The sequence below is a fragment of the Corynebacterium sp. ACRPZ genome, from assembly GCF_022346205.1.
Classification (GTDB): Bacteria; Actinomycetota; Actinomycetes; order Mycobacteriales; family Mycobacteriaceae; genus Corynebacterium; species Corynebacterium lehmanniae.
Genome location: NZ_JAKRMR010000016.1, coordinates 1 through 22,953 on the forward strand (window position 1 = coordinate 1; position 22,953 = coordinate 22,953).

A 22,953-nucleotide genomic window follows, 5' to 3' on the forward strand; every position below is an offset into this window, starting at 1 on the left:
ATCGTCATGTGCCTTTCGGTGAGATGTGGTAGTTGAGTCGAAAGGTTACTGGCGGTGGCCGCCCCTACATTTTCCAGGGCCCACCATCAGCAAGCGTTACACCACACTAAGGGACGCAACCGCGAATGATTTGTATGTTCGATATCAACTTCTTCTCTTGGTGCTAGCAATCGACTTGAATTGTCGTTCACGCACGGGAACATAGTATCTAACTCTCTGGGTGTGTCGGGGCCGCCTGATAGTTTCCGGCTATTCCTTCTAGCCGGATAGTGAGGGTGCGCAGTGCCATCGTCGAAACCGAAACCTGGAAAGTCTTTAGCGGACGTCCATCCTGATCTTGTGGTCGAATGGGACGCAGAGCTAAACGCCTCCCTGGGCAGGACACCAGAAACGACGACTCCTCGTAGCTCATTCAAAGCTGCGTGGATATGTTCTAAATGCGGGCACCATTGGCAAGCAACCGTTAACGGACGAAGTTGTGGCCGTGGTTGCCCAAAATGTGCTGGCAAACGTCGTGGCAAACTACGACAGCGGCCACCAGCCGGTAAATCGCTCGGAGATATTGAACCGCTGGTTTCCAGCAATTGGCATCCAGACCGGAATGGAAGTACCACTCCGTTTGATGTTTTTCCGCGTAGTGAAATCGATCGATGGTGGAAGTGCCCGTTGGGGCATGAAGAAAGGATGCCACCAAAACGGCGAGTTAAAGGCTCATTCCCAGGGGGGTGCACGATATGCGGTGGACGCCGAGTGCTTAAGGGATTCAATGATCTCGCTACTACTCACCCCCACGTGGCAAAAGAGTGGGCTGATGAACTAAACCATCTTTCCGGTTTCGACCCCACCGCGGTAAGCGCAGGTAGTGAGCGTGAATTCTGGTGGGTGTGCTCCGCTGGTCACCCCGTCTTCGCAGCTGTCAAGCAACGCGTGAAGAGTGCGGGATGCCCTGGGTGCCGTCTCCTTGTGGTTTCAGCAATTGAGATTGTCCTACGGTGTGAGTTTAAGGCCGTTGGTGTCCCTGTAGATATGGAAACGCGGCGTTGGAGAATCGGAGGAAAACGGGTGCAAATCGATATTTGTGCGCCCGATTGGAAGTTGGCCATTGAATTCGACGGCAGACGTTGGCATTCGAGCAACTATGACCGGGACAAAAGGAAGACCCAGTTTCTTGAGGAAAACGGATGGACAGTAGTTCGTATACGTGAAGCGCTGCCGCCGGTTTCCGAACATGATGTCGTGATCAAAGAGGGGGCAAATGTCCCAGAAACCGTTGCAGAAGTTTTGAAAAAATTGAGGGAACTGAACTTCAGCGCCCCAGCATTTGACCGCTACATCAACCAAAAACAGTTATGGGCCGAAGCTCAATCTAACCGCCTAACTTTTTTTGAACGTGAGAAATCACTCGCCAACGTCCATCCTCTTTTGGCGAATGAGTTGCTTCCAGAAGACAACAACGGATTGCGACCTGAGCAACTGCATCCTGGATCTAGCCGGAAGGTCAACTGGCGATGTCAAGATTGTGGGAACGTTTGGAAAACGTCGGTTCAGGCCCGTGTCGGGACTGCAAATAAAGTGGGGACGGGTTGTCCAAGGTGTAGCGCGAAGGCTAGGGCACAACTTCGCAGGGCACCCGCCAAAGGAAAGTCACTGCTCGATGCTTTTCCTGCCCTGGCGCAGGAATGGGATTACGGAGAGAACGAAAAGTCGCCGGATCAGTATCGCCCCTACTCCAATGACTCTGTGTGGTGGATTTGTCCTGAAAAGCACCGGTACCAAGCGATTGTGGCATCGAGAACACGGAATGGAACAGGCTGCCCAGTCTGTGACGGGAAGCAAGTGTTGCTGGGATACAACGATCTGGCATCTACCAACCCCGAGTTGCTGCCCCTGTGGGACTACGAAAAGAACACTGAGATGGGGCTTTCTCCTGAATCAGTATTGGCGGGTTCCGAGGTAGAAGCTTTCTGGTTCTGTGTTGATTGTGGCGCGAGTCGGAAGAGTAAAATCTACTCAGTCATGCAGGGGAGACACCGATGTTGGGATTGCGGGGTCCAATATCGGGGGGTGAGAAAGAAAGTTGCACCCAAAGAAAAGTCATTGGCATTCCTTCGCCCAGATCTGTTGGAGGAATGGGACTATGAAGTCAATAACGAACGAAGTTTGGAGCCAGCTAAGGTGTTCGCTCGAAGTCACACCGTAGTGGGCTGGCTATGCAGACATTGCGGGCATAAATGGGAAACCAAGATTCAGCGCCGGTTTAACGGGGGAAAGTGCCCCAATTGCCGCGCACCCCATGTCAAGAAAGATGAGTAAATATTCGACCGACGAGAGGTCTGGTTTGTCCTAGGAGGCCCGGTCGAACTCGGCGACGACGCGCTCGCAGTACGCCTTCGGGTCGTCCGCGTGCATGATGCCGCGCACGATCGCCAGCCCGTCCACGCCCTGGCGGGCGAGGTCGTAGGCGTCGTCGGCGGTGACGTCGCCGATGGCCACCAGCGGCAGCTCTGACGCCGCGACCAGTTCTGGGTAGCCGTCCAGCCCGATCGGGGCGCGGCCGGAATCCTTCGTCGGGGTGGCGCGGAACGGCCCGCAGCCGATGTAGTCGATCACGTCCTTGCGCTCGTTGGCGGCTTGGACCAGCTCCAGGGTGCCGGTGGTCAGGCCGATGATCGCGTCCGGGCCGAGCAGCTCGCGCACCACCCGCACGTCCAGGTCGTCCTGGCCGACGTGGACGCCGGAGATGCCCTGGTTGCGGAGGGCGGCGGCGACGTCGGCGCGGTCGTCGATAAGCACATGCGTCTGCGGGTTGACGGAGCGGACCGCTTCCGCGACGGCGCGGGAGAGCGCGTAGAGCTCGCGGGCGGTGATCGGCTTCGAGCGGACTTGAATCACGCCCGCGCCGCCGGCCGCGGCCTGGCGGGCGCGCTCCACGATGTCCGGGCCCTGGCCAGTGACGAAGTAACAGCGAAGATCAAACGGCTTAGTCACGCAGCGCCTCGATCAGCTCGTCTTTGGTCATCTCGGAGCGGCCCTCGATGTCGAGCTCCTGGGCGCGTTCATACAGCTCGTCTTTGGTCCAGTCCTCGTAGGAGCCGGACTCGCCGCCGCGCTCGCCGACTGCGGAGCGGCCGTCGCGCGCCGCGGCGTTCGCGATGGCGGCTGCCTTGGACTTGGAGTTGCCCTCGCGCAGCAGGGCCTCGTAGAGCTCGGGATCCTTGATCGAATCAGCCATGGCCGCCAGCCTATGCGTTTTCGAGGTCCAGGTGGGGCGGGTTGCGGGCGGTGATTTGCGGATCTGCTAGTTGCTCGAAAACGGAACTAGCAGATGGCGCTGTTGCTGGGGTTCAGTTCCAATATCACCTGGGGAAACGTAAAGTTGGACACTTGATCTGCTAGTTGCTCAAAAACGGAACTAGCAGATCCGCGCGGGGGCTGGAGGGGCACCCGGCAGAAGGGATCCCTAGACCGTCATCGGGCCGGTGCGGGTGGGATGCCCGAGCGGTTCCACGTGCACGATCGTCTCCGCGCCGCCGAGGGCTTCGGCCACGCCGACCTCCACCTCGTCGGCGCGGTCGTGGGCGCGGGCGACCGTCCAGTCGCCGGGGACCTGCATGACCAGGTTGACCATGCGCTCGCGGCCGGCGGCGGTGGTGCGCACCGAGGTGAACTTCACGCCGTTGGCAGCGGCGTACTCGTCCAGGTAGGCGTGGACGATCTGGTTTTCTTCCTTCGGTAGCGACTCCGCCAGCAACCCCAGGATTGCGCCCTTGAGCAGCTTGTAGCCGGTGAACATGATGTTCGCGCCCACGATCAGCGCCACGATCGGGTCGAGGGGCTGCCAGCCCGTCAGCCACACCAGCGCCATGCCGACGATGACTCCGACGGTGGTCCAGACGTCCGTAAACAAATGATGCCCGTCAGCGTCCAGTGTGGTGGAGCGGTACTTCTTGCCCGCGCGGATAAGTAGCACACCCACTGCGCCGTTGAGCACCGTCGCGGCCACAGTAAACGCAAGGCCGATGCCGAGCTGCTCCACCGGCACGGGGTTGATCAGCCTGTCGATGGCGGTGTAGATGATCGCTACAGACGCCAGCAGAATCAGCGAACCTTCCACCTGCGCCGAGAAATATTCGGCGCGGGCGTGGCCGAAGTGGTGGTTGGCGTCCGCAGGCTTGGCGGATAGCTTCAGCGCCCACAGGCCCACAGCGGCGGCCACGAGGTTGATTCCGGATTCGATGGCGTCTGAAAGAAAGCCCACGGAGCCCGTCACAAGCGCTGCAGTCGCTTTCAGCGCGATGGTCAGTGCTGCTGCGGCGATGGAAAGCCACATGAATCGCTCGAGGAGTTTTTGTTCGTTGTTTTCCACGCTGTTTGCCACGGTTTTCATCCCTTTCACACCCGCGTTGCAGAGGCTGAGCCTAGCAAATCGGTACCGTGGTGCGGACAGGCCATCAAACTCTCGATAAAACTTGAGGAAGGTTTTCACTATGGGACGTTGGGTCGTCGCAATCGCCGGCGCCGTCGTTGGCGCGCTGTTTTTCGGTTGGCTACTGCAGATGCTGGGGGTGACCGGGATCCTCTACACCATCGGAGTGCTGGTGGGATCCGCCGTCACGTCCTCTCTCGCCGGCACGCTGATCAAGCCTGGGCGTTAACGCTGCCAAGAATCTAGTTAGGACCTAGTTAGGACCAAGCATGGCGCGTACACGCCGTTTGCAATCGCAGCGGCGAGAGCGACACGCTTGTCGACGACCGCAGGTCCGACCAGTAGCAGGTTAACCTGCAACGATGCGGCTTGAGCCCCTAGCGGGCCAGCCGCATTTTTCTGTGCGGGACGCCGGTGTCGAGGAACTCGTCGCCCTCGGCGACAAGCCCGAACTGCTCGTAGTAGCCCACCAGGCCGGATTGGGCCTCCACGATGAGGTCGCCGTCGAAGCGCTCGGTGTATTCGATGCCGGTGCGCACGATCTGCGGGCCGAGGCCGGACCCGCGGAAATCGGGATGGACCACAAACCGGCCGAAGCGCGAGCCGTCCTCGGTGGGGAAGACGCGGGCGCAGCCGGCCAACGTCTCGCCGTCGAAGGCGAGGATGTGGCGGGTCTCAGGGGCGGCGTCCTGGTCGTCGATCTCCTTGAAGGGGCAGTTCTGCTCGGCCACGAAGACGTCCACACGCAGCTTGTACAGCTGGTGGACCTGCATGGGTGTCATCTCATGCAGTGATTTGAGGCTGATCATATTTCGGCTCAATCCTTCCCGTCTTGCCGTAGGAGAGGTGGCGGTGTGCCCACTCGAACGGGCCTTGCTTGCCCGCCCGGTCCAGCACCACCGCCAGCAGCAGGCTAATCAACCACACCACAAAACCGATGATGAGCTTGCCGGTGACCGAGGCGTCCAGGCCGATGCCCAAAAACGCCGGGGTGCAAATCGCGATGAAGAGGAACGACTGCGCGAGATACCCCGACATGGAGCGCTTGCCCAGCGCCACGAACGCGCGCGCCCAACCCGGGACCTGGTTGTTCAGCTCGTCTGTGGCCAGCGCGAGCAGCGCCAGGATACCCGGGCCGCTGAGGTAGCCGAGCGCCTGGTTGAGCACGAACAGCGGCAGCTCCCACTCGTCCGGCAGCACGCCCGCGGCGGCTAAGCCCCAGGGCAGGCCGACGCAGAGGATGACCAGCCCGGTGATGATGCTCCAGGTGATGAGGGTGCGGCGGTGCGCGTGGACGTCGATAAGCACTTGCTCCCTCGCCCACACGTAGCCGATGATGGCAAGCGATAACAGCTGCAGCACCGCAAACGGCTGCGCGACCAGCTGCCCGAGTGCCATGTCCAGGTTGAACGAGAAGTACGCCCCGAAGGTGTCGAAGGTGGCGGTGGGTTCAGACTGGTTGAAGCCGCCGGAGGCGTCGAAGTAGAACGAGGCGATCCCGCCAGCGACGCCGAAGGCCGTGAACAGGCCGAGGATTGTGTAGGCGATGATGCGCAGCGTCTTCGAACTCAGCGTGAGCATCGCCGCGAGGAAGATGCCCACCAGCCCGTAGGTGAGCATGATGTCGCCGTAGAACAGCAGGAACATGTGCGCCACGCCGAACAGCGCGAGCGCGCCGTAGCGGCGGTACAGCACGCGCCGGGCCTGCTTGGCGGGGTAGTGCTTGCGGTACAGGCTGGCCGCGACCAGGCCGAAGCCGAAGCCCAGCAGCGTGGAGAACATCGGCAGGCCGCGCACGTGGATGAACATCGCGGCGAACACCGCGCCGATCTGGTCGATCACGCTATCCGGGCGTACGCCGCCGACGGACCAGCCCACCCGGGACTGGTCCTCCGACCAGTCGTTGATCACCCACCCCTGGGCGGCGTTGGCCATCGCGATGCCCAACAGGGCGGTACCGCGCGCGAGGTCCGGGACGATCAGGCGGGGGCGTTGCTGCGTGGGTTGGTGCGTGGGTTGGTGCTGTTCGGCGTTGGCGGCTTCGTGCATGCGCTCAAGGTACCGCCTCAGGCCCGCATGAGCCACGTTTGCGGTTACTAGCCCACGGAGGAAAGGGATGTGGTTGAATGTCTCTGTTGATGCTCATGTTGCCAATGTGATTGGGGTTGCTATGCGCCGTTCGTCCGTCGCCCGCCTGCTTACCGCCGCGTTTCTGATTGCCACCTCGGCGGCTATCGGCAGCCCCGCGGCGGACGCCCAGCAGGCGGAGGCGCCGGTGGGCGACGTGGTCAACTACGTGTGGCGCACCGACCCGGTGTCCAAAGTCCTGGCCGGAAAGCCCATGGCGGACAAGGTCCTGCACCGCGTCCCTGGCTCCTTCTTCGACGCCCCGCGCACCCCGGCCGAATCCGATGAGGCGATGCGACGCGGCCGCGCCCTCTACGGCCCGAGCACCCCGCTGTATGTCGGCTCCGAGCCCGGCAAGGAAGTCATGTGCACCACCACGGCGGCCGGCTACAACGACCGCGGCGAGAAAATCGCCGTTACCGCCGGCCACTGCGGCAACGTCGGCGACGCGGTGCGCTCCGCGGACTCCTGGCAGCTCGGCCGCACCGGCACGATCACACACGTCAACCGCGAGCTGGACTACGCCGTGATCACGCTCGCCGACAACGCCGAGGTCACCCGTTCCTACAACGGCGTGACCGTCAACCACCTGGGCGGCGCACCGGTGAAGCCGGGCGGTGTGGTGTGCAAAACCGGCGTGGCCTCCGGCACCACCTGCGGTTTCACCTACACCGACTGGGAGGCGCGCAACACCAACCAGGTCTGCGCCATGCAGGGCGACTCTGGCGCGCCGCTGATGGTGGGCGACCGCGTGATCGGCATGATCAACGGCGGCATCTGGGGCCCGCCGTTCAACGTGGCCTGCCGCACCCCGCTGCAGGGCCCGCTGCACGCGCCGACGGGTGCGCTGCGCATGGACGCCGTGCTCGGCGACATCCCGGGCGGGTTCCGCTTGCCCTAGCCCGGGCAGCTAGCCCTGCAGGCGCTCGGCGATCTCGTCCACGATCCGCGGGTTGCCGGCAACGCACCAGGTCACGTCACCCGCGTCGACCTTGATGCAGCGCCCGCCGACGGCCTCGACCAGCGCCTTGCCCGGCAGCCAGTCCCAATCCGGCACGGTATGCTGCAGCCACGCGCCCATCTGCCCGGACGCGAGATTCGACAGGTCAACAGAACCGGCGCCCATCATGCGCATCGTCGCCGCCCCGGAAATCACGCGCAGCCACGCCTCACGCACGTCGTCGTTGGCCATAAAGGTGGGGTGCAGGTAGGTCACCACTGCGCTTTCGCCTAGCGACGACTCCGCTAGCCCCCCAAGCTCCACCCCGTCGCGCGTGGCCACACCGTCCGCCGCGATCCACGTGGTGTCCGTGGCGGGGCGGTGCACGGCGCCGATGGCGGGGGAGTGGGCGGAGTTGTCGTCGACAAGCGCGAGCGCCGAGCAGAAGTAGTCCGAGCCCTGGGAGAAGTTGTAGGTGCCGTCCACCGGGTCGATCACCCACGTGCGGCCGGTGGAAGACGCGCGGGAGGCGCCTTCCTCGCCGATCACGCCGTCGTCGCCGCGCAGCGCCTCGAGCACGTCTGCCACGAACTTCTCGGCCGCGCGGTCCGCCTCCGTGACCACGTCGGAAACGGAGGTTTTCACCTCCGCGTCCAAGCCCTCGCCGCGCATGCGCAGCGCCAGCTGGCCAGCGTGGCGCACGAGCGCGGCTGCGAGCTCGGCGTCGGAATCGTTGCGGTGGTCGGAAATAAACTGCTGCGTATCGGTCACGCGGCCATTATGGCGCAGTCGGGGACTCCTCGCCCTCCTTGAGGTACACGTTCGAGCCCAAGTCGCGGAATTCGCGCGCCATCTCTTGCTCGCCCTCGCGCGCGTCGGAAGACGCGGCCGGGGAGTCGGCGTCGAAGTCGAACGACGGCATGCCGAGGTCCGCGATCTGGTCGCCGAACTCGTCGCGGATGTCCTGCGAGATGCGCATGGAGCAGAACTTCGGGCCGCACATCGAGCAGAAGTGCGCCGTCTTCGCCGGCTCCGCCGGCAGCGTCTCGTCGTGGTAGGACTGCGCCGTCTCCGGGTCCAGGGACAGGGCGAACTGGTCGTGCCAGCGGAACTCGAAGCGGGCCTTGCTCATCGCGTCGTCCCAGTCGCGCGCGCCGGGGTGGCCCTTGGCCACATCGGCTGCGTGGGCGGCGACCTTGTAGGTGATCACGCCGGTTTTCACGTCGTCGCGGTTGGGCAGGCCCAGGTGCTCCTTCGGGGTGACGTAGCACAGCATCGCCGTGCCGCCGGCCGCGATGTTGGCCGCGCCGATGGCGGAGGTGATGTGGTCGTAGCCTGGCGCGATGTCGGTGACCAGGGGGCCGAGCGTGTAGAAGGGCGCGCCGCCGCACCACTGCTCTTCCTTGTCGTTGTTCACCTGGATCATGTTCAGCGGCACGTGGCCGGGGCCTTCGATCATCACCTGCACGTCGTAGTCCCAGGCGCGCTTGCACAGCTCGCCGATGGTTTTCAGTTCGGCGAACTGGGCGGCGTCGTTGGCGTCGGCCACGGAGCCGGGGCGCAGGCCGTCGCCAAGCGAGAATGCGACGTCGTACTGGGCGAAGATCTCGCACAGTTCGTCGAAGTTCTCGTACAGGAAGGACTCCTTGTGGTGGGCCAGGCACCAGCCGGCCATGATCGAGCCGCCGCGGGAGACGATGCCGGTGACGCGCTTGGAGGTCAGCGGCACGTACGGCAGGCGCACGCCGGCGTGCACGGTCATGTAGTCCACGCCCTGCTCGCACTGCTCGATCACGGTGTCGCGGAAGATCTCCCAGGTCAGGTCCTCGGCGACGCCGCCCACCTTCTCCAGCGCCTGGTAGATCGGCACGGTGCCGATGGGCACCGGGGAGTTGCGCAGGATCCACTCGCGGGTGGCGTGGATGTCGTCGCCGGTGGACAGGTCCATCACGGTGTCGGCGCCCCAGCGGGTGGCCCAGCGCAGCTTGTCCACCTCCTCGCGGATGGAGGAGGTCACCGCGGAGTTGCCGATGTTGGCGTTGATCTTGGTCAAAAACGCGTTGCCGATGATCATCGGCTCGCTTTCCGGGTGGTTGATATTGTTCGGGATGATCGCACGCCCCGCGGCGACCTCTTCGCGCACTTTCTCCACGTCGCAGTGTTCGCGCAGCGCCACGAACTCCATCTCGCGGGTGATTTCCCCGCGGCGCGCGTACGCCATCTGGGTCACGCGCTGGCCGTCCTTGGCCCGCAGCGGTGTGCGGGACTCGCCGCGCCACTCCTCGCTGGCGGCGCCGCGTTTGACGGCCGCGCGGCCGTCGTCAAGCAGATTGCGCTCGCGGCCTGCGTATTCCTCCACATCGCCGCGGGCGGTGATCCACTCGCCTCGCAGGCTGGGCAGGCCCACCTCCGGCTCCGCGTGCGGGCCGCGGGTGCGGTAGATCTTGAACGGCTCGTTCGGCCCGGTGGGGGAATCATCCAGCTGGATCGCAGTCTCCGGAACCTCCAGCCCGTCTTTCACAATCGGGGCGTAGGAGTGCTTCGGGTGGATTTCATGGGCATAGATGTCGTGAACCACGACCTTCTCCTTCCTTCGCTGGTGCTAACCAGACAGGTTCGAACGGTGCTCGCGCCGGCATCAGCGCGATCTCAGCCCGGTGCCCCGGGCGCCCGTGTTGGGTCGCAAGCCACTGTATCCCGTCTTGGTGGCCGCGTCAGGCGGTTCGCTAGACTTTGCCCCTATGCAGCCGGAAACTCAGACGCGGATCAAGGACTTAAGCTCCACACTTTCCACCATTGAGAAGGTGATGGACCTGGACGTCCTGCGCGAGCGCGCCCGCGAGCTGGAGGCGCAAGCCGGCGACCCGTCGCTTTGGGACGATCCAGCGCACGCGCAAAAGGTCACCACCGAGCTGTCCAATGTGCAGGGGCGCTTAAAGAAGGTCGCCTCGCTTCGCTCGCGTATCGACGACCTGCCGGTGATGTACGAACTCGCCGAAGAAGAAGGCGACGCCTCCATGGCCGACGAGGAGCTGGAGGACGTGGCCGCGCAGATTGACTCGCTGGAAGTGCAGACCATGCTCTCCGGCGAGTACGACGCCCGCGAAGCTGTAGTGCACATCCGCTCCGGCGCCGGCGGCGTGGACGCGGCGGACTGGGCAGAGATGCTCATGCGCATGTACACCCGCTGGGCCGAAAAGGCAGGCCACAAGGTGGACATCTACGACATCTCCTATGCGGAGGAGGCCGGCATCAAATCCGCCACCTTCGTCGTGCACGGCGAGTACCTCTACGGCCAACTCTCGGTGGAGCAGGGCGCGCACCGGCTCGTGCGCATCTCGCCCTTTGATAACCAGGCGCGCCGCCAGACCTCGTTCGCCGAGGTGGAGGTGCTGCCGGTGGTGGAGCAGACCGACCACATCGACATCCCGGACTCCGACATCCGCGTCGATGTCTACCGCTCATCCGGCCCCGGCGGGCAGAGCGTGAACACCACCGACTCCGCAGTGCGCATCACCCACATCCCTACCGGCATTGTGGTGACTTGCCAGAACGAGAAGTCCCAGATCCAGAACAAGGCTTCGGCGCTCAACGTCTTGCAGTCCAAGCTGTTGGAGAAGAAGCGCCAGGAGGAAAAGGCTGAGATGGATGCCCTCGGCGCCGGCGGCAACGCCAGCTGGGGCAACCAGATGCGCTCCTATGTCCTGCACCCGTACCAGATGGTCAAGGACCTGCGCACCGACTTTGAGGTCGGCGACCCGCAGAAGGTCCTCGACGGCGACATCGACGGGTTCTTAGAGGCCGGCATCCGCTGGCGCATGGCGCAGCAGCAGGAGGCGTAAAGCCCTTAGGCGTCGCGGAGATCGATGCCCTTCGTCTCCGGGAGGATCTTCATGCTGATCAGGGTGAGCACGCACAGCACCACAACGTAGATACCGGAAATGTGCGTGAGGTCGTGGGACGTGAACCACTGGAAGATGTACGGTGCGGTTCCGCCGAAGACGGCCACGGACAGCGAGTAGGCGAAGCCGATGCTGCTGGTGCGCTGGGAGGTGGGGAATACCTCCGCCATCACCGGGGCTAGCAGCGCGCCGCCGGCTGCGACGGCCACCACCGCTACGGTGGCGGCGACGAGCATGGTCCACGGGCGGGAATCGATCATGCCCATCAGCGGGATCTGCAGCAGGCCCACCGCAATGGCGAAGGTGTACATCACGGGTTTACGGCCGATGCGGTCAGACAGCGCACCCCACAGCGGGAGGGCGATCAGGCCGCAGGTCTGCGCGAATACGGACACCCAGTACGCGCCCTGCGTGGACATGCCGGCGTGAGTGATGGCGTAGGTGGAGACGTAGGACGTCCAGGTGTAGTGCGCTGCGGTCACACCGGAGACCATGCCGATGACCAGCAGGATGTTCATCCAGTTGGAGCGGACCGGGGTCTGCGGGCGGGTGGCCGAGAGGTCGTCGTAGGACTTGGCGCCGCCTTCCTGGATCTCGTTGAAGTGCTCGGACTCCTGCATGTGGCGGCGCAGGTACAGGGCCACGAACGCGGCAGCGGCGCCCAGCCAGAACGGGATGCGCCAGCCCCATGCGCCGATCTGCTCGTCGCTAAGCACAAGCGAAATAATGCCGCCGAGGGTGTAGGCGATCACTGAGCCGCCGAAGATGGACATGTAGACCATCGAGCCCCACTTGCCGCGGCGATCGCGCGGGGCGATCTCGGGGATGTAGCTGTTGGCCGTGGCTGACTCGCCGCCGTGGGCGAAGCCCTGGATCACGCGCACCAGCAGCAGGATGATGGAGGCCCAGATGCCGATCTGCTCGTAGGTGGGCATGACACCGATGATCACGGCGGACAGCGCCATGATGATGATCGTCATCATCAGCACGTTCTTGCGGCCCACGCGGTCTGCGATGCGGCCGAAGATGATGCCGCCGAGCGGGCGGACTAGGAAGCCGACAGCAAAGACACCGAAGGTGGCCAACAGTGCCGAGGTTGGGTCGGATTTGTCGAAGAAGGCTGCCGCGATGAACGGGGCGAAGACGGCGTAGGAGCTCCACTCGAACCATTCGAGCAGCTGGCCGATGAGGCTGGCGCCGAGGGACTTTCTGTCTGCCGGGCGTTCGGCCTCGATATGGGTCGTGCCCATTGTGAAGCTGTGTTTCGTACTCACGGTTCCTCCTTCGGGGACTGTTGTTTGTCCGAAAATGTATTGCCTAGATCACGTTGTTGGGTGCGGAATGATCCGAAGCACGTCATTTTTTAGTGCTCGATTTCTGGGGCACCGGAGAGAAACTGCAGCTCGTTGCGGGTTTCCGGGATGGGTGGCACGGGAGCGGTGTTCGGTATGCGAACGCGCGTGCTTTATGCGCACCCCAGAACGGGGGGAGTGGTTTACCGCGCATAAGTGCACTCAAGGTGCGGTTTCACAAGTTTGAACTGAAATGAGTCGCGCTTCACACTTTTTCGGGCGTACATTGTGCGCAACGGTGGCTAGCCACTCGGCAGTTGCCACGGTCTGGCGTTTCTAAGGAGGAACAATGGCACTTAGCCCAGAAGAGCTGAGCACAGAGAGCCTCGCTGAAATCTTCGCCGCGGGTGGTCGACCGGCGGACAGTGAGCGAGAAATCAAGATCATCGACACCACGCTGCGCGACGCGCACCAGTCCATCTGGGCGACCCGCATGCGCACCGAGCACATCATGGACCTGCTCGACGACGTGACCAACGCTGGCTTTGAGCATGTTGACCTGGTCGCTCCGATTCAGTTCGACGTGCCGGTGCGCTACCTCAGGGAGGACCCCTGGGAGCGCGTGCGCAAGGTGCACGAGGCCGCACCGAACACGAAGTTCCGCTCCATGGTCCGTTCCCGCAACCTCGCGTCCTTCGACTTTCTGCCTGACGACGTCATCCACGCGTGGGTTGAGCGCCTCTACGCCAACGGCTTCCGCGTCATCGGCGCTTTCGACGGCCTCAACGACATCGACAACATCGCTGACACCCTCATCCTGGCCAAGGAGCTCGGCGCCGAGACCTACGGCTGCCTGTCCTACTGCCTGTCGCCGGTGCACACCGACCAGCTCTACATCGACAAGGCCCAAGAGCTCGTCGAGCGCACCGACGTGGACCGCATCATGCTCAAGGACGCCGGCGGCCTGCTCACCCCGGACCGCATGAAGACGCTGATCCCGGCTATCCGCAGCGCCATCGGCAACGACCTTCCGCTGGAGGTCCACACCCACTCGCTGACCGGCCTGTCCCCGCTGACTTACATCTACGCTGCAGAACTCGGTGTGGACTCCATCCACACCTCCATCGCCCCGCTCGCCAACGGCCAGGGCCAGCCCGCCACCCAGGCGCTCGCCCGCGACCTGCGCGCGCTGGGCTACACCGTCAACATCGACGACGAGCGTGTGGACAACGCCAGTCAGAAGCTCCAGGAAATCGCGGACCGCGAGGACAAGCCGGTGGGCAAGCCCCGCGCGTTCGACGGCGTGCACTACATGCACCAGCTGCCGGGAGGTATGCTCACCAACTTCGAATCCCAGCTCGCCACCGCCGGCCTGTCGGACCGCTTCGAAGACCTGCTCTACGAAACCGCACGCGTGCGCGAGGAGCTGGCGTACCCGATCATGATCACCCCGTTCGCCCAGTTCGTGGGCACCCAGGCTGTGATGAACGTGATCTCCGGCGAGCGCTACTCCGTGGTGCCTAACGAGATTAAAAAGTACGCGCTCGGCCACTACGGCGAGCCGCTCGCGCCGATCGACCCGGACGCGCTGGAAAAGATCAAGGCCAACGGCTCCTCCGAAATCGAGGAGGGCCGCCCGGAGCTCGAGCCGCGCCTGCCTGGCCTGAAGGAGCAGTACCCGGACGACGACATCGACACGCTGCTGCTGCGCGCCAACATCCCGGGCAACAACGTCGACGAGATGCGCCGCTTCGTCGCCGAAGGCCGCGCGGGCCAAGGCGAAGGGGTGCCGGGCGGCGAGCTAACCAAGCTCGTGCAGAAGATCTACGAGACCACCACCTCCGGCGAATTCCGACTGAAGACCGACGACCTCGAAATCAACCTGACCAAAAAAGGAGAGCAGTAAACCATGTCTGACATCACCAACTTCAACGAACTGAAGTCCCTGCTTGAATGGGTCAACCAGTCCGGCGACATCGAAGAGCTGAGCATCAAGTACGGCGACATCGAACTCGCCCTGTCCAAGACCCCGGGTGGTCTGAGCCACCTCAAGGCAGCCCCGGCACCGGCCGCACCGGAAGCGCCGAAGGCTGAAGCACCGGCACCGGAACCGGCTCCTGCTCCGGCCGAGGCCCCGGCGCCTGCGGAGGCTCCGAAGGAAGATGCCCCGAAGCCGGAAGCTGCTGCTCCGGCAAGCTCCGGCACCGGCATCGAGGTCAAGTCCCCGATGGTGGGCACCTTCTACGCCGCCCCGAAGCCGGGCGCGGACCCGTTTGTGAAGGTCGGCGACACCGTCGAGGTCGGCCAGGTGCTCTGCATCGTCGAAGTGATGAAGCTGATGAACAACATCGAAGCGAAGACCGCCGGCACCGTCACCGAGATCCTCGTGGACAACGAGGACGCCGTCGAGCACGGCCAGCCGCTGATGGTCATCGAGCCGAAGTAGGTACCCCATGGCTAAATCTGAAAAGCTGCTGGACAGCGTCCTCATTGCCAACCGCGGCGAGATCGCGCTGCGCGTCATCCGCGCCTGCAAGGAGCTCGGCATCAAGAGCATCCTCGCGTACTCGGAGGGCGACCGCGACTCCCTGCCGGTCAAGGAAGCCGACCAGGCTGTGTGCATTGGCCCGGCCAACGCCGCCAAGAGCTACAACAGCCCCGAGCTGATCGTCTCCGCCGCGATGGCGTTCAAGGCCGACGCCATCCACCCCGGCTACGGCTTCCTCTCCGAGAAGGCCGATTTTGTCAAGATGGTCGAGGACGAAAACATCGGCTTCGTCGGCCCCTCGTCGGAGCACATCCGCCGCATGGGCGACAAAATCGAGGCGAAGAAAATCGCGCAGGCAGCCGGCGTTCCCACGGTGCCCGGCTCCGACGGTGTGGTGACTGAGTTCGGGGAAGCTTTAGACGTCGCAAAGCAAACTGGCTTCCCGCTTCTGATTAAGGCCGCCGCTGGCGGCGGTGGCCGCGGCATGCGAGTGGTGGAGTCCGAGGACACGCTGGAAAAAGACCTCAACGAGATCATGAACGAGGCGCAGTCCGCGTTCAACGACTCGTCCGTCTACATCGAGCGCTACCTCACCGACATCCGCCACATTGAGATCCAGGTGCTCGCGGACGGCGAGAACGCCATCGCGCTTGGCGAGCGCGACTGCACCTCGCAGCGCCGCAACCAGAAGCTCATCGAGGAAGCGCCCTCGCCCGCGATTGACGACGAACTGCGCGCTGGCCTCCAAGAAGCCGCCATCAACCTCTGTAAAGAGGTGGGCTACAAAAATGCCGGCACCGTCGAGTTCGTTTTCGACAACATCGAGCGCAAGTACTACTTCATCGAGATGAACACGCGCATCCAGGTGGAGCACCCGGTCACCGAGATGATCACCGGTGTGGACCTGATCCAGGAGCAGCTGCGCATCGCCTCCGGGCAGAAGCTGCGCCTGACCCAGGACGACATCCAGATCCGCGGCCACGCCATCGAGTGCCGCATCAACGCCGAGGACCCGAACGAGAACTTCGCCCCGCGCCCCGGCAAGATTGAGCACTACCGCACCCCGGGCGGGTTCGGCGTGCGCATGGACACCCACATCGAGACCGGCTACACAATCCCGCCGTTTTACGACTCGATGGTGGGCAAGCTCATCTGCTGGGCGGACACCCGCGACGAGGCCATCGAGCGCACCCTGCGCGCGCTCGACGAGCTCAAGGTCGACGGCGTGGTCACCACCGCGCCGTTCCAGGCCCAGCTGATCAACAGTGAGAAGTTCCGCTCCGGCGAGTTCAACACCGGCTACGTGGCCAAGATGCTGGAGAACATGGACACGATCCCGACGGACGAGTAGCCGTCGCAACGTGTAGGGCAGGCAGCCGGGCGCATTTCGCCCCGGCTGCCTGTTCAGCTTGAGGGAGGAGAACACAGTGCTGCTGCTTTTGGCCATGCTGGTGGGCGCGATCGTGCCCGTCCAGACCGCGATTAACACCCGGCTGCGGCAAAGCGTCGGCTCGCCGATCGGCGCGACGTTTGTGTCCTTCATCATTGCGGTGGTGGTCGCCTCCGTTATTTCTTGGGGTGCGAGTGGGGCACTGGTGCCAGACTTATCGACGGCCGCCTCGCAACCGTGGTGGGCATGGCTCGGCGGGTTCATGGGCGTGATGTTCATCGCCGGCAACATCGTCCTGTTCCCCAAACTCGGCCCGGTGCAGACCGTGATCCTACCGATTCTGGGCCAGGTGATCATGGGGCTGTTAATCGACCGGTTCGGGCTGTTCCAGTCGCCGCAGGTCGCCGTCGGCCCGCTGCGTCTTCTGGGCGCGCTGATCGTGGTCGGCGGCATCGCCATGGTGCTGGAGATCGGGCGCACACGAACCATCCACGGCACCGCCGAAGGCGCCACGCTGTGGGCGCTGCGCGCCTTCGGCGTGGTCATAGGCATGGGCTCGGCCACCCAAACCGCCGTCAACGGCCACCTCGGCCGCGCGCTGGGCAGCTCGCTGCAGGCAGGCCAAATCTCCCTGGTGGTCGGCCTTGCGCTTCTGGCCGCCATGTCCGTGCTGCTGCCCGGCCCGCGCCGGGCGCTGGCCACAGGTATCGCGCCGGGGCCGTGGTGGATGTGGCTCGGCGGCATGCTCGGTGCGTTCTTCGTGTTCGGCGGCGCTGCGCTGTCGCCGATCCTGGGCACCGGCACCACCGTGATTGCGGCGCTGGTAGGCAACATCATCTGCGGCCAGGTGCTCGAATCCCTTGGCGTGGGCACCGGCGGACGGCGCAGCGTGCCCACGCCCTACCGCCTTGCCGGCCTTGCCATTGTGTTGGCGGGCGTGGTGATGGTGCGCATGCTTTAGGCGTCGATAGGCAATGTGCGCCTAGCCGCGCAGGTTCCTCCACCGCTCCAGGGTGAGGGTGGGGGACAGTGAGCGGGAGACGCACGTGGCAAAGGCGCCGTTTTCGTGCTGCTCCTCGGTGAAGATGCTGTCGCGGTGGTCCGGGGTGCCGTCCACGACGCGCATGATGCAGGTGCCGCACGTGCCCTCGGAGCACTGGGACAAAATCGGCACGTCCTCGTCCTCGAAGACGTCTAGGACGCTCTGGCCCTCCGGCACCTTGTAGGTCTCGCCGTTGAGGACGACCTCGAACGGGCCGTCCGCGTCGTGGTTGCCGGCGAGCGTTTCCTCCGCGGCGCGGAAGGCCTCGAAATGGATGTTGGCCATGGGCAGGTGCTCGGTCGCGACCTCGATGACGCCGTCCATGAAGCCCTGCGGCCCGCAGACGTACAGGTGGGTGTCCTCCGGGGCGGTGTCTGAGGCGGCGAGGGCCTCCTTGATGTAGCCGGACTGCTTGTCGCGCTCGCCGGTAGCGAAGATGCTCTTGGTCTGGCCGTGGAGGTAGGTGTCAATGAGGTGGCGCATCAGCGCCCGCTCCTGGCTGGACGCGAAGTACAGCACCGAGTAGTCCGCCCGCTGGATCTGCAGTTCACGCGCCAGCGAAAAGATCGGCGCGATGCCCACGCCGGCGCCCACCAGGATCGAGCGCTTCGCGCCGGGCGCGAGGCCGAAGTTATTGCGGGGCGGCAGGATGCGCACCGTGTCGCCCGGCTCGATGTTGTGGGCGGCGATGGAGCCGCCGCGCGAATCCGTCTCCAGCTTCACCTCGATGCCGTAGATGGCGCGCTGGTCAGCTTCTTCGGTGCCGAGGCGGTGCATGGGGAACAGGGAGAACTGGCGCACAAGCTCCTCGCCCTCGGGGGAGTGCAGCAAAAAGTCTGCGTGGCAGCCTGGCTCGTAGCCGGGGATGGGGGAGCCGTCGCGGGTTTGCAGCGTGATCAAGGCGATGCCGTGGGCGCGCTCGACGTCGACGGCGGTGAGTTCGATGGCGTTGTTGGGGAACTCGGCGTCGACCTTGGTTTCACTGCCTGCCGGAGCAGATTGCGCCGCCTGGCGACTGGCTAACGCGGCCTCCCTGTCCGCTGCGTTGGGGTCGGTGCCCTTGCTTCTTCCTGAAAACATGCTGGTCAGATTGCGAATAGCCGTGCCGTTCCTCACGTTGACCTCCGTTGGAAAAGAATCGCCGACAAACAACCCGGCGAAAGTGGTTGCCAGTCCAAAGTGTAACGAATACCATCTTCACATACGGAAAGTGACAGGCACCACATATAGGTCGCACTATTGCTTAGCTTACTCCATGGTGGGCATCCGTTAAGCAGCACTAGCTGCGGTTTCGCAGGCACTACTGAAAGAAAAGAAGGGACGAAGATGACTGCGACAATCAACTCCTCTTCGGTTGGGGCCGAAAAGCTCCCAGAAGTTCTTCCAATGTCGGATAACCCGTACGAGGACTTCCGGTATTTCTATCGCGATGGCATGCCTCTCCGTCCGGCGCCCAAGCGCCGAACTGATAAGCCCAGCTGGTCAACGCTCCGCCACAACATGTTCGACCGTTGGCACACGGTTCACGATGACTGGAGTGGTTACGACACACTGCAGACAAGGCTGCTTGACGACCACATGTGGCAGACCGACGAATACGGCGCTGCGCTAGCGGAAGCCTTCAGGCGCGACGGTGCGAAAAAGTCGAGGCAGGATTTCGAAACCGCGGTAAATGAGGGCATAGAAAAAGTCGAGGACCCGTCACCGGAACTCGTCGCCTTCTTCGAGCAGGTAGACAACATTCCCGAGTGGATAGATCTAGAAGCTGCTGAGCGTGGTCGTGTGGCTTACTACAACGCGACGCCATGCGCCGACCTGCTGACGTTCAACTTCGGCTACTGGGCAACCACTATGGAAGACCGAACGTCCGCCGCTACCGGTGAAACAGCAATGTTCGAGTTCAAATCGATGCAGCGCGCGTTGGAGACCTCAAAGTTCTTCGTTGACCTCGGCAAGCAAGATGTCTTTGATCGTTTCGGCGATGGCCGAAAGTCTGCAATCCATGTTCGCCTCCTGCATGCTCAGGCCAACCGGGGCTTAGAAAAACTGTGGGGGCCGGACCACTACAACGAGTTTGGTCGCCCCATCGGGTCCAGCTTCCTGGTGTCGGGCGAAGGCTGGTTTGCTTTGATGCCCCTCGCCATCGATGAGTTCTTTGGGCGCCCGCATTCGGGTCGCGATTGGGATGACGTTGCGATGTACTGGGCGTACGTCCTGCACATTATGGGAGCAGAGGAACGACTGATCCCGCGCGATGGTGACGAAATGCGCAAGATGACGGACTTCATCTACGCAAATGGTGGCCGATCCTCTGATTACCACCAGCGCGTGGCAAGCGCGCTGATGTCCATTGTGGAGCAAATGGATCCTGACCTCCCATTGGAGATGCTCGGCTCTCTCGCGACCATCGTTGGGGTTGAGGACACGAAGTTCATGGTCGAGGGCACCCGTTGGGCCGACGTTGATTTCACCGAGGCGACTGCTGAGTTCGAGGCCAAGGCGCGAGCGGAAGCGGAAGAAGCTCGGAAGATCGACGAACGGAAAGACGCAGAGCAATACAAGATCCAAAAGGCCACGGAGGGTCGACCGCCGTGGACGAACGCACTTGAAGAGGTTCAGGAGTACATCCGCACTAACGAACCAGACGTCAAAGTCGCCTGGACTCTTCACGACGACTCCAAGGAAGCGCAGCGATAACAAGAATGACTACGAGCACTCAGGCGCAACAGGACGTCAAGCACCAACATCCGGTGCACCCGGAGATCCTGCCGATGTCGGACAATCCCTTCGAGGATTTCCGCTACTTCTACCGGGACGGCATGCCGCTTCGCCCAGCCCCGAAGCGCCGCACGCGCCGGCCGGGTTGGGCGACGCTGCGCCACAACTTGTTCGACCGCTGGCACACCGTCGCCGACGAGTGGGAGGGCTACACCAGCTTCCAGACAAAGCTTCTGGACGATCACATGTGGCAGACCGACGAAACCGGAGCCAAACTCGCCGAGGCGTTCAAGCGCGACGGGGCGGAGAAGTCCCGCGCCGATTTTGAAACGGCGCTGAACCAGGGCATTGACAAGGTCGCCGACCCGTCGCCGGAGCTGGTGGAGTTCTTCGCCGAGGTGGGCAACATCCCGGACTGGATCGACCTCGAGGCCGCCGAGCGCGGCCGCATCGCCTACTACAACGTCACGCCGTCCGCGGAGCTGCTTTCCATCGGCTTCGCCTACTGGGCCACCACGATGGAGGACCGCACCTCCGCGGCAACCGGCGAGACCGCGATGTTCGAGATCGAGTCCTTCACCCGCATCATCGAGACGGTGAAGTTCTTCGTCGACCTGGGCAAGAAGGGCGTATTTGACCGCTTCAGCGACGGCCTGAAAGCCGCCGTACGCGTGCGTCTTTTGCACGCTCAGGCCAACCGCGGCCTGGAAAAGCTGTGGGGCCCGGACCACTACAACGAGTTCGGCCGCCCCATCGGCTCGTCCTTCCTCGTCTCCGGCGAGGGTTGGTTCGCGCTCATGCCGATCGGTGTGGACGAATTTTTCGGCCGCCCGCACACCGGCGAGGAGTGGGACGACGTGGCCATGTACTGGGCGTGGGTGCTCTACCTTATGGGTGCCGAAGAGCGCCTGATCCCGAAGACCGGCGACGAGATGCGCAAGATGACGGACTTCATCTACGCCAACGGCGGCTACTCCTCGGACTACCACGTGCGTGTGGCGACCGCCCTGATGGGCATCCTCGAGGACCTGGACCCGAAGATGCCGGCGCAGGTGCTCGGCGCGCTGTCCTTGATCATCGGCGACGAAGACACGAAGTTCATGGTCAAGGGGTCCCGCTTCGAGGGCACGCCGTATCTGCACTGGAAGATCGCCTTCCTGCTCAAGGCGAAGGCGGAGGCCGCCATTTACCGCGTGCGCGACAAGCTCCCCGGCGCGCAGGCCGCGAAAGCGAAGAAGGCCGCGGACGGCAAGCCGCCGTGGTCCGACGTGTTCAAGCAGATCGAGGACTACGTCGCCGAGAAGGCCCCGCACGTCAAGGCCGAGTACAAGCTGCACGACACATCCAAAGAAGGCCTGCGCTAGCCCGCGCGGACCGTCCCCAACACAAGGAGCACAACCATGACTCAGACATTCGTTGACAACCCGTTGGCGCAGGACCATTACAACCGCACTGACTGGCCTGAGGCGCGAGGCAGCCGCGAAGCTTTCGTCGAGAAGTTTGGCGAAGCACGTGCGAAGCGGTTCGAGCAGGCGTTTTGGGCGATGGACCCGGTCGCCGATGCGCTGTACACCAGCGGCAATAAGAGTAAGGACGTGATGCCGAACCTGCGCGCGGCACTCGCGCGCGGCGAGGCGGACGCGGACACACTGCCCGAGGTCAAGGCACTCATCGACGACATGAATGCCGCCCTCGACGGCGTGGACTGGGAGCGGCTTGAGCGCGGCCAGAAGGCTGCGCTGGCGATCCCGGTGCTGGCGCAGAACCTCTCGCTCGGCCCGGGCGCGCTGATCCACACCTACTCGGCGCCGTCTATCGCCGACATCCTGGTCAACACCGGCGAGCTCACCGAGGGTGCCGTGCACCGCCTGGCGTACACCACCAACTGGATCTACTCGGTGTACCTGAAGGACGGGCTCAAGCCGGGCAATGTCAGCTACATCCACACCGGCATGGTGCGCGCGATGCACGCGCACGTGCGCCGCGTGCAGACGCAGCTCGGCCTGGACTACTCCGAGTGGGGCGCGCCGATTTCCGAGCTGGACATGTTCCGCACCTGGTTCGACTTCACCTACATCGCGTTCACCTACCTCCGGAACCTCGGCTACCGCCTTTCCCTGGAGGAGGAGCAGGACCTGTTCTACCTGTGGCGGGTCGTGGGCCTGATGCTGGGCATCCCGGGCGACCTCCTCGAGCCGGAGACGGACATCGACGCTTCCCAGGAGACGATCGACGCGATCCACTTCGTCGACGGCGAGCCCAACGACGCATCTCGCGCGCTGGTGGAGGCGCTGTTCAACGGCTTCCGCACCAACGTCAAGGAGCTCCTGCCGTTCCCGGACGAGTCCATCGACGATTGGATGTATACCGCCACCCGCCTCATGCACGGCGACGAGGTGGCAGACATCTACGACGTGCCGCACGCAGTGTCGCGACCGTTCACCGAGCTGGATCTCCCCCTCGTGCAGCAGCGCTTCGATCTGCTGCGCGCCAATCCGGAGGTGCTGGCGCAGGTTGTGGAGGACAACCACAAGACGCTTCTCGACGCACTGACGCAGGAAACCTCCTACATGGGCCAAGACCAAGGCATCAAAATGAGCGACGGTGCTTACAGGACCGGCGCATAGT

Annotated in this window: 20 protein-coding genes, 1 pseudogene and 1 riboswitch; of the genes and pseudogenes, 12 read left to right on the top strand and 9 right to left on the bottom strand. The window is 63.6% G+C overall.

All coding sequences use genetic code 11. The features are described from left to right. Window positions 1-339 precede the first annotated feature (339 nt). Both MHX64_RS12110 and MHX64_RS10380 read left to right on the top strand, forming a co-directional pair. Window positions 340-894, top strand: a pseudogene (locus tag MHX64_RS12110) (zinc-ribbon domain-containing protein); the annotation flags it as partial. Between the two features lie 168 nt (window positions 895-1,062). Next, the gene (locus MHX64_RS10380; RefSeq protein WP_239406331.1) at window positions 1,063-2,313 is read left to right on the top strand and encodes a zinc-ribbon domain-containing protein; all 1,251 of its coding nucleotides are present in this window, start codon (window positions 1,063-1,065) and stop codon (window positions 2,311-2,313) included. 30 nt (window positions 2,314-2,343) lie between these two features. On the opposite strand, the gene MHX64_RS10385 is transcribed toward MHX64_RS10380, so the two are convergent. From MHX64_RS10385 to MHX64_RS10395, 3 genes are all read right to left on the bottom strand, one after another. Next, window positions 2,344-2,988: a thiamine phosphate synthase gene (locus MHX64_RS10385; protein WP_239357312.1), complete on the bottom strand. Its 645-nt coding sequence runs from the start codon at window positions 2,986-2,988 to the stop codon at window positions 2,344-2,346. After that, the gene (locus MHX64_RS10390; protein WP_070473252.1) at window positions 2,981-3,232 is read right to left on the bottom strand and encodes a Rho termination factor N-terminal domain-containing protein; all 252 of its coding nucleotides are present in this window, start codon (window positions 3,230-3,232) and stop codon (window positions 2,981-2,983) included. The genes MHX64_RS10385 and MHX64_RS10390 overlap by 8 nt, the downstream gene beginning before the upstream one ends. 228 nt (window positions 3,233-3,460) lie before the next feature. After that, entirely contained in the window at window positions 3,461-4,387 is a 927-nt protein-coding gene (locus MHX64_RS10395; protein ID WP_370642128.1) for a cation diffusion facilitator family transporter, read from the bottom strand. Between the two features lie 100 nt (window positions 4,388-4,487). On the opposite strand from MHX64_RS10395, the gene MHX64_RS10400 reads away from it, so the two are divergent. Further along, window positions 4,488-4,655 (top strand): hypothetical protein, encoded by a 168-nt coding sequence (locus MHX64_RS10400; RefSeq protein ID WP_034997626.1) that lies wholly within the window; start codon window positions 4,488-4,490, stop codon window positions 4,653-4,655. 148 nt (window positions 4,656-4,803) lie between these two features. Here MHX64_RS10400 and MHX64_RS10405 read toward each other — a convergent pair whose 3' ends face one another. Beyond that, window positions 4,804-5,235, bottom strand: a complete 432-nt coding sequence (locus tag MHX64_RS10405) for a GNAT family N-acetyltransferase (RefSeq protein WP_239357313.1) — start codon at window positions 5,233-5,235, stop codon at window positions 4,804-4,806. Further along, window positions 5,210-6,475, bottom strand: a complete 1,266-nt coding sequence (locus tag MHX64_RS10410; RefSeq protein ID WP_239357314.1) for a DUF418 domain-containing protein — start codon at window positions 6,473-6,475, stop codon at window positions 5,210-5,212. Before MHX64_RS10410 ends, MHX64_RS10405 begins: the two co-directional genes overlap by 26 nt. A gap of 121 nt (window positions 6,476-6,596) precedes the next feature. On the opposite strand from MHX64_RS10410, the gene MHX64_RS10415 reads away from it, so the two are divergent. Then, window positions 6,597-7,454, top strand: a complete 858-nt coding sequence (locus MHX64_RS10415) for a S1 family peptidase (protein WP_239357315.1) — start codon at window positions 6,597-6,599, stop codon at window positions 7,452-7,454. Window positions 7,455-7,463: 9 nt separating this feature from the next. On the opposite strand, the gene MHX64_RS10420 is transcribed toward MHX64_RS10415, so the two are convergent. Together MHX64_RS10420 and thiC are read right to left on the bottom strand one after the other, a co-directional pair. Continuing rightward, window positions 7,464-8,264, bottom strand: a complete 801-nt coding sequence (locus MHX64_RS10420) for an inositol monophosphatase family protein (protein WP_239357316.1) — start codon at window positions 8,262-8,264, stop codon at window positions 7,464-7,466. Between the two features lie 7 nt (window positions 8,265-8,271). Next, window positions 8,272-10,071 (bottom strand): phosphomethylpyrimidine synthase ThiC, encoded by a 1,800-nt coding sequence (gene thiC, locus MHX64_RS10425; RefSeq protein WP_370642129.1) that lies wholly within the window; start codon window positions 10,069-10,071, stop codon window positions 8,272-8,274. Then, a riboswitch (TPP riboswitch) is annotated at window positions 10,065-10,177 on the bottom strand. Its footprint overlaps the gene before it by 7 nt. A gap of 57 nt (window positions 10,178-10,234) precedes the next feature. On the opposite strand from thiC, the gene prfB reads away from it, so the two are divergent. Further along, entirely contained in the window at window positions 10,235-11,335 is a 1,101-nt protein-coding gene (gene prfB, locus MHX64_RS10430; RefSeq protein ID WP_239357318.1) for a peptide chain release factor 2, read from the top strand. Window positions 11,336-11,340: 5 nt separating this feature from the next. On the opposite strand, the gene MHX64_RS10435 is transcribed toward prfB, so the two are convergent. After that, window positions 11,341-12,645: an MFS transporter gene (locus tag MHX64_RS10435; RefSeq protein WP_239357357.1), complete on the bottom strand. Its 1,305-nt coding sequence runs from the start codon at window positions 12,643-12,645 to the stop codon at window positions 11,341-11,343. A 391-nt stretch (window positions 12,646-13,036) separates the two neighbouring features. On the opposite strand from MHX64_RS10435, the gene MHX64_RS10440 reads away from it, so the two are divergent. From MHX64_RS10440 to MHX64_RS10455, 4 genes are all read left to right on the top strand, one after another. Further along, the gene (locus MHX64_RS10440) at window positions 13,037-14,593 is read left to right on the top strand and encodes a pyruvate carboxylase subunit B (protein WP_181889999.1); all 1,557 of its coding nucleotides are present in this window, start codon (window positions 13,037-13,039) and stop codon (window positions 14,591-14,593) included. A 3-nt stretch (window positions 14,594-14,596) separates the two neighbouring features. Next, window positions 14,597-15,133, top strand: a complete 537-nt coding sequence (gene accB / locus MHX64_RS10445) for an acetyl-CoA carboxylase biotin carboxyl carrier protein (protein WP_181890000.1) — start codon at window positions 14,597-14,599, stop codon at window positions 15,131-15,133. Window positions 15,134-15,140: 7 nt separating this feature from the next. Then, window positions 15,141-16,526 (top strand): acetyl-CoA carboxylase biotin carboxylase subunit, encoded by a 1,386-nt coding sequence (gene accC / locus MHX64_RS10450; RefSeq protein WP_239357319.1) that lies wholly within the window; start codon window positions 15,141-15,143, stop codon window positions 16,524-16,526. Between the two features lie 76 nt (window positions 16,527-16,602). Next, a complete protein-coding gene (locus MHX64_RS10455) occupies window positions 16,603-17,526 on the top strand; it encodes a DMT family transporter (RefSeq protein ID WP_239357321.1) in 924 nt (307 codons plus the stop codon). Window positions 17,527-17,547: 21 nt separating this feature from the next. On the opposite strand, the gene MHX64_RS10460 is transcribed toward MHX64_RS10455, so the two are convergent. Continuing rightward, window positions 17,548-18,687 carry a PDR/VanB family oxidoreductase gene (locus MHX64_RS10460; protein ID WP_239357324.1) on the bottom strand — a complete coding sequence of 380 codons (1,140 nt, stop codon included), beginning with the start codon at window positions 18,685-18,687 and terminating at the stop codon, window positions 17,548-17,550. Between the two features lie 246 nt (window positions 18,688-18,933). Between MHX64_RS10460 and MHX64_RS10465 the strand changes: the two genes are divergently transcribed. From MHX64_RS10465 to MHX64_RS10475, 3 genes are read left to right on the top strand one after another with little or no spacing between them, the layout of a single operon-like run. Then, entirely contained in the window at window positions 18,934-20,304 is a 1,371-nt protein-coding gene (locus tag MHX64_RS10465) for an oxygenase MpaB family protein (RefSeq protein WP_239357327.1), read from the top strand. Between the two features lie 5 nt (window positions 20,305-20,309). Continuing rightward, window positions 20,310-21,689, top strand: a complete 1,380-nt coding sequence (locus MHX64_RS10470; protein ID WP_239357328.1) for an oxygenase MpaB family protein — start codon at window positions 20,310-20,312, stop codon at window positions 21,687-21,689. 36 nt (window positions 21,690-21,725) lie between these two features. Next, entirely contained in the window at window positions 21,726-22,952 is a 1,227-nt protein-coding gene (locus MHX64_RS10475; protein ID WP_239357329.1) for an oxygenase MpaB family protein, read from the top strand. Window position 22,953: the final 1 nt, after the last annotated feature.

Coding starts and splice junctions, on each gene's coding strand:
- MHX64_RS10390 (WP_070473252.1), bottom strand. CDS start 3,232: ATGGCTGATTCGATCAAGGATCCCGAGCTCTACGAGGCCCTGCTGCGC.
- MHX64_RS10395 (WP_370642128.1), bottom strand. CDS start 4,387: ATGAAAACCGTGGCAAACAGCGTGGAAAACAACGAACAAAAACTCCTC.
- MHX64_RS10400 (WP_034997626.1), top strand. CDS start 4,488: ATGGGACGTTGGGTCGTCGCAATCGCCGGCGCCGTCGTTGGCGCGCTG.
- MHX64_RS10405 (WP_239357313.1), bottom strand. CDS start 5,235: ATGATCAGCCTCAAATCACTGCATGAGATGACACCCATGCAGGTCCAC.
- MHX64_RS10410 (WP_239357314.1), bottom strand. CDS start 6,475: ATGCACGAAGCCGCCAACGCCGAACAGCACCAACCCACGCACCAACCC.
- MHX64_RS10415 (WP_239357315.1), top strand. CDS start 6,597: ATGCGCCGTTCGTCCGTCGCCCGCCTGCTTACCGCCGCGTTTCTGATT.
- prfB (WP_239357318.1), top strand. CDS start 10,235: ATGCAGCCGGAAACTCAGACGCGGATCAAGGACTTAAGCTCCACACTT.
- MHX64_RS10435 (WP_239357357.1), bottom strand. CDS start 12,645: ATGGGCACGACCCATATCGAGGCCGAACGCCCGGCAGACAGAAAGTCC.
- MHX64_RS10440 (WP_181889999.1), top strand. CDS start 13,037: ATGGCACTTAGCCCAGAAGAGCTGAGCACAGAGAGCCTCGCTGAAATC.
- accB (WP_181890000.1), top strand. CDS start 14,597: ATGTCTGACATCACCAACTTCAACGAACTGAAGTCCCTGCTTGAATGG.
- accC (WP_239357319.1), top strand. CDS start 15,141: ATGGCTAAATCTGAAAAGCTGCTGGACAGCGTCCTCATTGCCAACCGC.
- MHX64_RS10460 (WP_239357324.1), bottom strand. CDS start 18,687: ATGTTTTCAGGAAGAAGCAAGGGCACCGACCCCAACGCAGCGGACAGG.
- MHX64_RS10465 (WP_239357327.1), top strand. CDS start 18,934: ATGACTGCGACAATCAACTCCTCTTCGGTTGGGGCCGAAAAGCTCCCA.
- MHX64_RS10470 (WP_239357328.1), top strand. CDS start 20,310: ATGACTACGAGCACTCAGGCGCAACAGGACGTCAAGCACCAACATCCG.
- MHX64_RS10475 (WP_239357329.1), top strand. CDS start 21,726: ATGACTCAGACATTCGTTGACAACCCGTTGGCGCAGGACCATTACAAC.